The 8,322-nt window shown below is 70.5% G+C and carries 9 protein-coding genes and 1 pseudogene; 5 read left to right on the plus strand and 5 right to left on the minus strand.

Annotated elements, in window-relative coordinates; genetic code table 11:
* Positions 1-256 (minus strand): annotated as a pseudogene (locus tag ACFQ4H_RS29145) (phosphatase); the annotation flags it as partial.
* Positions 257-651: 395 nt separating this feature from the next.
* Between ACFQ4H_RS29145 and ACFQ4H_RS29150 the strand changes: the two are divergent.
* Positions 652-1,146: a sigma-70 family RNA polymerase sigma factor gene (locus ACFQ4H_RS29150; RefSeq protein ID WP_377577094.1), complete on the plus strand. Its 495-nt coding sequence runs from the start codon at positions 652-654 to the stop codon at positions 1,144-1,146.
* An 11-nt stretch (positions 1,147-1,157) separates the two neighbouring features.
* Complete coding sequence (locus tag ACFQ4H_RS29155; RefSeq protein ID WP_377577097.1) at positions 1,158-1,835, plus strand: anti-sigma factor family protein; 678 nt, start codon at positions 1,158-1,160, stop codon at positions 1,833-1,835.
* Positions 1,836-1,903: 68 nt separating this feature from the next.
* On the opposite strand, the gene rarD is transcribed toward ACFQ4H_RS29155, so the two are convergent.
* From rarD to eccE, 4 genes are all read right to left on the minus strand, one after another.
* Positions 1,904-2,836: an EamA family transporter RarD gene (gene rarD, locus ACFQ4H_RS29160; RefSeq protein WP_377577016.1), complete on the minus strand. Its 933-nt coding sequence runs from the start codon at positions 2,834-2,836 to the stop codon at positions 1,904-1,906.
* A 66-nt stretch (positions 2,837-2,902) separates the two neighbouring features.
* A complete protein-coding gene (locus ACFQ4H_RS29165; RefSeq protein ID WP_377577019.1) occupies positions 2,903-3,376 on the minus strand; it encodes a GNAT family N-acetyltransferase in 474 nt (157 codons plus the stop codon).
* 82 nt (positions 3,377-3,458) lie between these two features.
* Positions 3,459-3,845, minus strand: coding sequence for a phage holin family protein (locus ACFQ4H_RS29170; RefSeq protein WP_377577022.1), 387 nt, complete (start codon positions 3,843-3,845; stop codon positions 3,459-3,461).
* 115 nt (positions 3,846-3,960) lie between these two features.
* On the minus strand, positions 3,961-5,805 hold the full coding sequence (gene eccE / locus ACFQ4H_RS29175) for a type VII secretion protein EccE (RefSeq protein ID WP_377577100.1): 1,845 nt from the start codon (positions 5,803-5,805) through the stop codon (positions 3,961-3,963).
* Between the two features lie 157 nt (positions 5,806-5,962).
* On the opposite strand from eccE, the gene eccB reads away from it, so the two are divergent.
* The 3 genes from eccB (at position 5,963) to ACFQ4H_RS29190 (ending at position 8,257) form a co-directional block, all read left to right on the plus strand.
* The gene (gene eccB / locus ACFQ4H_RS29180) at positions 5,963-7,354 is read left to right on the plus strand and encodes a type VII secretion protein EccB (protein ID WP_377577025.1); all 1,392 of its coding nucleotides are present in this window, start codon (positions 5,963-5,965) and stop codon (positions 7,352-7,354) included.
* A gap of 265 nt (positions 7,355-7,619) precedes the next feature.
* A complete protein-coding gene (locus tag ACFQ4H_RS29185; protein ID WP_377577028.1) occupies positions 7,620-7,934 on the plus strand; it encodes a WXG100 family type VII secretion target in 315 nt (104 codons plus the stop codon).
* 23 nt (positions 7,935-7,957) lie between these two features.
* Positions 7,958-8,257: a WXG100 family type VII secretion target gene (locus tag ACFQ4H_RS29190; protein WP_377577031.1), complete on the plus strand. Its 300-nt coding sequence runs from the start codon at positions 7,958-7,960 to the stop codon at positions 8,255-8,257.
* The last annotated feature ends 65 nt before the right edge of the window (positions 8,258-8,322 follow it).

Here is an 8,322-nt window from a genome sequence, read left to right on the forward strand (position 1 = left end):
CTGCGGGGGCCGCCCCGGCGAGGGTGCCGGCCGCCGTCGCCCCGAAGCCCAGTACCAGGGCGCCGACGGCGCCCGCCCGGACGACGCCGCGGCGGGTCACCTCGGCGCTGACGACATCCCCGAAGTACGGGTTGTCCGACTCGTTGGGGACCGGGTGGTCGCAGGCGTTGCCGCACCGGTAGAGACAGGTCATCGCGCTGCGCCCCGCGTGGCCGGTGGGGCCGAGCAGGGGGAGCAGCCGGGGTCGGTCACTCATGGGAGAGGTGCCTCCTCGCTGGTCGGATGCACGCCCGGGGTGGCCCGTGCGCCGGTCAGGGGTGGTGGCGCGGACGGGAAGGTGTGCGTGCCGGACGCTAGGAGCCGGTTGTGAGCGGACACCGGACGTCCGATGAACCGGGAATGAACACCTCCGGCCCGGGAGCGTCCTGAACCGATCAACGTGACCTGCCGCACGGTCGACCACGGCCTGCCGCACGGTCGACCACGGCCTGCCGCACGGTCGACCACGGCCTGTCGACCGGCAGCCGTGACCTGCCGTACGGCTCAGCAGCGGACTGTTGAACGATCAACCCGGTCCGTTGAACCGATCAGCCGTGGCCTGCGTGGGACCTGGGTGGAAGGGAGGCAGCCATCTCCGACCACGACGCTCAACTGCTGCGGGCACTGCACGACGAGCACGCGGAGGCGCTCTTCGCGCATGCGCTGCGCCTGGTGCATGGTGATCGCCAGCGAGCGGAGGATCTGGTGCAGGAGACGCTGTTGCGCGCCTGGCGTCACCCGGGGGCGATGGACCCGGAACGTGGCTCGGTACGGGCCTGGTTGTTCACCACCGCCCGTAATCTGGCCATCGACGCATGGCGTCGCAGCAGTGTTCGGATCAACGAGGTGGTCACCGATCAACTGCCCGAACCGCGGCATGCGGTCGACGAGGCGGATCGGGTGGTCGAGGAGTGGATGATCGCGGAGGCGCTGGCCCGACTCTCCCCGGCCCATCGTGAGGTGCTGGTGGAGTGCTTCTACCAGGGGCGGTCGGTCGGGGAGGCAGCGGCCCGGCTCGGCGTGCCACCCGGCACGGTCAAGTCCCGGATGCACTACGCGCTACGGTCGCTGAGACTGGTCCTGGCGGAACTGGGGGTGACCCGGTGAGCTGCGAGCACATGCACGACGATGCGGCGTACCTGCTGGGGGCGCTGCCACCCGCCGAGCGGGCCGAGTACGAGCGGCACCTGGCCGCCTGCCCGCCCTGCCGGACGGCGATGGCCGAGATCGCCCCGCTGCCGGGGCTGCTCAGTCGCCTCGACCCGATGGACCTGGAACAGGTCGTCGCACCGCCGGCCGCCGAATCCCGGGTGCCGGCGCTGTTGGCCGCCGCCGATCGGGACCGGCGGCGCAGGAGGCGGGCCACCCGTTGGCGGTACGCGGCGACCGCACTGGTGGCGGCCTGCCTGGCGCTGCTGGCCGGGCTGGGACTGGGCTGGTCACCGGAGGTTCCGGAACCGCCCGGTACCGACTTCGAGGTCCGGATGGTCACCATGCAACCGGTCGCCGGTGAGGTGCCGGTCAGCGCCGAGATCGGACTCAACGGCACCAACTGGGGTACCGAGGTGACCATGGAGTGCCGCTATGCCAAGACCAGGGACTACACGAAGGCGTACACCTTCCGGCTGGTCGCCAGGGGCGGTGACGGGTCGACGGAGCAGGTGGGCTCGTGGGTGGCGGTTCCCGGCGAGCGGGTCCGGTTCACCGGGATGACCCGGTTCACCCGCAACGAGTTGGTCCGGCTGGAGTTGCTCCGGTACGACGGCACCCCGCTCCTGGTCTACGACGTCCCGTGAACACTGGTCCACGACGTCTGGCAATGGCGCTGGTCCACGACGTCCCCTGAACGCGCCGACGGGACGCCTCAGCGGGCGGCCACCGCTGTGGCATCCGGCGTCGCGGCGGACAGCGTGGCGCGGGACCGCCGGCGGGCGTGCCGTACGGCGTCCACGGTGAAGACGATCAGTGCCAGCCACACCAGGGCGAATCCGGCCAACCGGGCTGGTGGCATCGGCTCGTGGAAGATCAGCACACCGCTGGCGAGTTGGAGTACCGGCGCGATGTACTGGAGGACACCCAGCCCGGTCAGCGGAATCCGGTTGGCCGCCGATGCGAAGAGCATCAACGGGATGGCGGTGGCCGCGCCGGCGACCACCAGCAGCGCGGTGTGGCCCGGTGAGACGTGACCGAAGGTGGACTGGCCATGCCAGACGAGCCAGCCCAGGTAGCCCAGCGCCGGGACGGCCAGTACCGCCGACTCGACGAAGAGGCCCTCGGCGGCGGGCAGGCCGAGCCGCTTCTTGATCAGCCCGTACGCACCGAAGCTGATGGCGAGCGTCAGCGCGAGGTACGGCAGTCGGCCGTAGTCGACGGTCAGCACCACCACGGCCAGTGCGCCGATCCCGAGGGCGATCCACTGGATGGCGCGTAGCCGCTCGCGCAGCACGGCAACCCCGAGCAGGATCACCACCAGGGGATTGATGAAGTAGCCCAGGGCGGTCTCGACGACCCGGTCGGAGTTGACGCCGTAGATGTAGACGCCCCAGTTGAGCCCGATCATCATGGCGGCGGCGGTGATGCCGGCCATCGTCCGGGGCTGGCTGGCCAACCGTCGCAGGACCGCCCAGTTACGCAGTACCGCCAACACGAGTGCGACGAACGCCACCGACCAGACCACCCGGTGGGCGAGGATCTCCACCGGACCGGCCGGTCGTAGTTGCTTGAAGTAGATCGGGAAGAAACCCCAGATGACGTACGCCGTCACCCCGTAGAGGTACCCACGGCGCAGCTGACTCATCAGACCACCGTAAGCGGTGAATGGCGGTCCGGATCCTTTCCGGTGATCGGGGTCACCGCTGCCGTGTCACGTTCCGGTCGCCGTGTCGTCCACGTCGGTTGCCACGACCCGCAGGTCGAGTTCCATCATCTGGTCCGGCCTGGCCGGCGCGGTGAAGCCCAGCCGGGCGTACACCTCGTGCGCATCGGCCGTGACCAGCAGGATCCGTCGAACCCCTCGGGCGGCGACCTCGTCCCGGGCCGAGGCGACCAACCAGCTGCCCAGCCCGCGTCCCCGTTCGGCCGGGTCCACATAGACGTCGCCGAGCCAGGCGAAGGTCGCGCCGTCGGTCACCATCCGGCAGAAGGCCACCTGGACCAGGTCACCCGGACGGTAGACGCCGAACGTCAGGGAGCCGGCGATCGCCCGGACCGTCGTCTCCCGTGGCCGGCCCAACGCCCAGTAGGCATCCGTCGACAGCCACCGGTGGACCCGGTCGACGTCGACACGAGCAGGGTCGGTGGAGAGTTCGTATCCGTCGTCGCGGACGAGCGTCAGCACCGTGCGACGGTAGCAGTGCTGGAGAGGGCCAGCCCGGAGCTGCACGCCAACCGTCCAGCCGCATCGTTGCGGCGACGGGTGCCTAGTCGCGGTCCATCAGCAGGCCGAGCAGCCAGGTGACCACACCCACGAAGAGTGCGCCGAGTACGGCGTCCGGCCAGAAGCTGTCGACGTGGAACGGCAGGTCCAGCTGGCCGGCGATCCAGCTGGTGAACTGGAACAGCAACCCGTTGACGACCAGCGCGATGAGGCCGAGCGTGAGCAGGTAGAGGCCACATCCGACGACCTTGATGATCGGCTGGAGTACGGCGTTGACCACACCGAAGATCACCGCAACGAGGATCAGCGTGACTATCGCTTCACCGATCGACTCGGTGCCCAGGGTGATTCCGGGGATGATCAGCGTGGCGAGCCAGAAGGCCAGCGCGGTGCTGCCGAGACGGACGAGGAGACCCTTCAGGAAACCCATACCCGGATAGTGCCATGGACGGGAAACCGGATGACACAGCTGATCTCCGGCAGTTCGGCCGAGGAGGTGGCAGGTCAGCTACGGGTGACCGGTCAGCTACGCGCCGGCGGGCCGGTCAGCTACGCGCCGGCGGGCCGATCAGCTGGGACTCGATCGGGGTGACCGAGAGCAGCGCCCACCGTAGCGAGCGGCGGTTGACCACCCCCACCATGTCGGCCCGGATCCGGGTCAGCAACTCGGCCGAGTCGCCGAGGCCCAACGCGGCACCGGCCAATGTGGCCTCGTTCGGTCGTAGCGGTTGGAGAATCGCCAGGTCGGCGCGGGACATCACGTCGATGTCGGCCGACGTCATCTCGTCGCGGACGACCAGGGTGGCGTGCCAGCCCGGACCCGGCTGCGGATCCGCAGCGACCGGGCCGGTGTCGATGACGACCAGGAGCGGGGACAGCGGCGTACCGGCCGGCCCGTCGACCGGTCGGGCCGGTGGGATGACACAGATCTCGCCGGGGGTGCTCGACCCACGTACGAACGGCTCCCACGCCCTGGGGCGGGTGGTCTGCACCACGATCCGGGCGCCCAGGGCCATCGCCCGCAGGACGACGAGCTGTGCCGCCCGAACCCCGCCGACCAGCACCACCCGGGTGGCCTTGGCCCGGAACAGCTGGGCGGTGACCGCCACGCCGTGGCGGTTCGCGCCGAGCATCAGTCCAGCCATGCCGAGCGAAAGGTCGAAGTCGTCCAGTGCGGTCCCCGGCAGTTGCAGCACGTCCGCAGGCAGGCCCGGACGGGAGCCGGCGGTGCCGAGCGGCAGGGTGGCGGCGAAGCCGGCCAACTGTTCGCCGTCGAGTCGTTGGGCGCCGACCCGAGCGGTGGCCAGCAACCGGCGCAACGCCTGCACCGAGGCGGCATGGTCGGTGGGGGTGACGGCGGCCAGCCGTACCGTCAGGTCCACCGACACCGAGTTGGTGCCGTCGGCGGACCACGGTCCGGCGGTGATGGACACCGTGGTCGCTGCGGCTGGCAGGGCCAGCAGACGTGGAACCAGCCGGCGTACGGCCTCCGAACGCGGACCGGGCCAGCGGCCCAGCCGGAACGTGGCCTGGGTCAGCCCGCCCACCTGCACCGACGGCCAGGCTTCCTGAGCCGGTCGCGCGCCGTCGTGATGGGACAGTTCCGCCAGTACGCGCAGCACCGCGCTCTCACCCAGCGGGCGGGCCGGCACCGGGCCGAGCCGCCGACGTACCTTGCGTACCGCGCTGGAGAGTGCCCGGTGCAGGTCCTCGTCGGTCCACCCGGCGGTGCGCAGCACCCGCACGGCCAGTAACGCCCGTTCGTGGCCGAGTAGCCGGCTCTCGGTCAGTTGCCGGTACGAGGTCGCGGGTATGCCGCCACCCGTACCCAGCACCGGGGCCGGGGCGCCGGCCAGGAGCAGTTGGACACGCATGGGCGGGGTCTCGCCGCTGGCGGCGGGCAGCAGACCGGTCAGCGGGGGGAGGGGTTGCGGACCGTCGGTGAGGACACCGGCCGGGTCGCCGAGTTCGAGTACGGCGGTCAGACCCTGGCCGTCGCTGAGTACCGCAGCGGCGTCACCGGCCAGGTCGGCTGGTGTCACGGTGGTGCCCGGGGCCAGCAGGTCGAGCAGCGCCGTGGGATCGGTGGCCGGGGCGAGCGTGTGCCGCCGGGTCAGGTAGCGAACGCTGATGGCCACCCACTGGAAGACCCAACGGCGGCGTAACCGTAGCCAGGTCACCAGCGTGAGTGTGGCAGCCACGACGCCGGCGACGACCACGAGCAACGGGCCGTTACCCCAGGCGGCGACGGGTAGCGCGATTGCGAGCTGGGTGGCCACGAGCTGTCCGGCCCGGACCCCGAGCAGTGGGCGTCGGGCCCCGGCCGAGCCGAGCGGGGGCGGTACGGGCCGGGCCGGGCGTGCGCCACTGTGGACCGGCCGGTCCGCCATACTCACCGACACCGCGCTGGCCTCCCCGCAATGCTCCGATCCCGGCTCCGGGAAATGGTCCGAGTCGACCACGGCCGATGCTGCGTAACCGCACCCACCCCCGGTGGTTCGTCGAGAGGCCTATCGTATTGGCCGGACCAACTGGGGAGGGGCCCGCATGCCGTCGCGGCAGGACCAGCTGCATTCATATCAGTTCATGGTTCAGCGCGTGGTGGCCGCGCTGGTGATGCGGGAGACCGATCCCGCGCAGTCTCCGTTCCGCCGGGCAGCGGGGGCCACCCTGGCCAGCGTGCTGGTCGCGGCGATAGCGCTCGGCGCGATGGCGGTCTACGGCGCGATCGCCGGTGGGGGCAGCAAGAGTTGGCGGGACTCGCAGGCGGTCGTCGTGGAAAAGGAGTCCGGCGCCCGCTACGTCTATTTCGAAGGAAAACTGCACCCGGTTCTCAACTATGCGTCGGCTTTGTTGATCGTCAGGTCGCCGACGCCCAGGACCGTGCTGGTATCGCGTAAGTCGATCGAAGGCGTACCGCGTGGCGTCCCACTCGGAATCGCCGATGCTCCCGACTCGCTGCCCGCCGCCGGCCGGTTGTCCGACGCTCCATGGGCGGTCTGTTCGATACCGGCCTCCGGCAACGGATCGGACACCGTACGTTCCGCGCTGCTGGTCGGCTCCGGGGCGACCGGTGGAAAGGTGCTCGGCGACGATGCGCTGCTCGGTCGGCACCCGGACGGCAGCCTGCACCTGATCTGGCACAACCGTCGCTTTCAGATCCGTGACCGGGAACTGGTGCTGTCCGCCCTCACCTGGACCAGCGAACGGCCGGTCCCGCTGGCACCGGCCCTGCTCAACGCGCTACCCGTGGGCGCGGACCTGGCCCGTATCCCGATCGCCGACCAGGGGAAGAAGGCGACGAAGGTGCCGGGTGCGGTGATCGGCGAGGTGCTCGTGGTGGAGAGCCAGGATGGTGGCCGGCAGTACCTGGTGGCCAAGCGCGACGGCCTGGCCGGGATCACCCAGGTACAGGCCCAGCTGTTGCTGGCGGCGACCAAGCAGGACGGTCCGACTCCGATCTCGCTGGGCAGGTTCGCCGGTATCCGGAAGCTGCCCGATCTGGTGTCGCACGACGCCACCTCCCCGCCCGCGACCCGGCCCAGGCTCGTCGCGACGGGTGGCGCGGTGTGCGGGCAGATTCCCGACGACGGCGGGGTACGTGAGGTGCGGGTCGAGGCGACGGTGCCGGGAATGCCGGAGCACACCGGGACCGGGGCCCGTTCGCCACAGGGTGCGGCGCTGGCCGACCATGTCGTGGTCCAACCGGGCCGGGGGGTGCTGGTGGAGGCCGCGGCAGCACCGGGCGCCACCGGTGGCGCGATCTCCGTGGTCACCGACCTGGGGCGTCGGCACCCGGTGAGCAGCCCCGAGGTGCTGACGATGCTCGGGTACGGAAAGGCCAAGCCGGTACGCCTTCCGGCGAACCTGGTCGCCCTGGTGCCGGCGGGTAGGGCGCTCGATCCGGAGGCGGCCCGGGCACCAGCCGTCTGGGAGTGACGGCTTTCCCACGGTCCGGTGGTGGGCTGTCCGGTGACGGACGGCCCGGTGGTGCCCGGTCGGCTGCCCGGTGGTGGCCGCTTCTAGCTGCCCGGTCGCGCATGGATCGACCACCGGGACTGCCGGGGGTGGTGTCGGCCGGTTACTGTCAGCGGCGGAGTTTGTTCGTTGCGCGATCCTCCCTGGATGCGCGGTGGGGCGAACCGAGGTCCACAATGGATAGAAACCGAAACGTCGATACGGAGCGAGGGAGCGGGGTGACATCGTGGTAGCAGCAGACGCCGCGTTGATGGCGCAGACTGCCGCGAAGTTCGAAAAGGCGGACGAGGCACTACAGAAGATGCTCAGCAGCCTGATGACCGAGCTGGCGGCTCTGCAGAGCGAGTGGCAGGGCAGCGGAGGTCGTTCGTTCGAGCAGGTGAAGCTGGCCTGGGAGCAGGACCAGCGGGCGATCCACGACGCACTGCGGCAGACCGCCGGTGCCATCCGTACCGCTGGCCAGCAGTACGACACGACCGACACCGACGCGGGCAGCCGGGTGGCCGGCACCAACCGCGGCGGTATCCAGTTGCCGCTGTAGACCGGGCGAGGGAGGAGGAAGACATGAGGGACCAGGTACTGGTCGTCAAGCTGCCGGCGCTGGAACGGGCCAGCGAGGACATCCAGCGTGCGCTGAACACGCTCGACGCGCAGTTCGCGCAGTTGGAGCAGGACGCCCGCCCGTTGGTCGCCGCCTGGGAGGGTGACGCGCAGCAGGCGTACGCCGAGCGGCAGGCCAGGTGGCGCTCAGCCGCGAACGACCTGAAGACGATGCTCCGGGACATCAAACTGGCGGTGGACGAGTCCGTGCAGGACTACCGCACCACCGAGAAGCGCAACACCGACCTGTTCTCCGGTCGGTAGCCGTACCGTCGAAGCTCCCGCCACGTTGCCGGGCAGGTCAGGGCGACGTGGGCGGGAGCTTCGAC

It is taken from the genome of Micromonospora sonneratiae, from assembly GCF_042679305.1.
Classification (GTDB): domain Bacteria; phylum Actinomycetota; class Actinomycetes; order Mycobacteriales; family Micromonosporaceae; genus Micromonospora_H; species Micromonospora_H sonneratiae.

What these genes read in the sequence shown, in the direction of transcription:
- ACFQ4H_RS29155 (WP_377577097.1), top strand. Translation starts at nt 1,158, where the DNA reads ATGCACGACGATGCGGCGTACCTGCTGGGGGCGCTGCCACCCGCCGAG.
- rarD (WP_377577016.1), bottom strand. Translation starts at nt 2,836, where the DNA reads ATGAGTCAGCTGCGCCGTGGGTACCTCTACGGGGTGACGGCGTACGTC.
- ACFQ4H_RS29170 (WP_377577022.1), bottom strand. Translation starts at nt 3,845, where the DNA reads ATGGGTTTCCTGAAGGGTCTCCTCGTCCGTCTCGGCAGCACCGCGCTG.
- eccE (WP_377577100.1), bottom strand. Translation starts at nt 5,805, where the DNA reads ATGGCGGACCGGCCGGTCCACAGTGGCGCACGCCCGGCCCGGCCCGTA.
- eccB (WP_377577025.1), top strand. Translation starts at nt 5,963, where the DNA reads ATGCCGTCGCGGCAGGACCAGCTGCATTCATATCAGTTCATGGTTCAG.
- ACFQ4H_RS29190 (WP_377577031.1), top strand. Translation starts at nt 7,958, where the DNA reads ATGAGGGACCAGGTACTGGTCGTCAAGCTGCCGGCGCTGGAACGGGCC.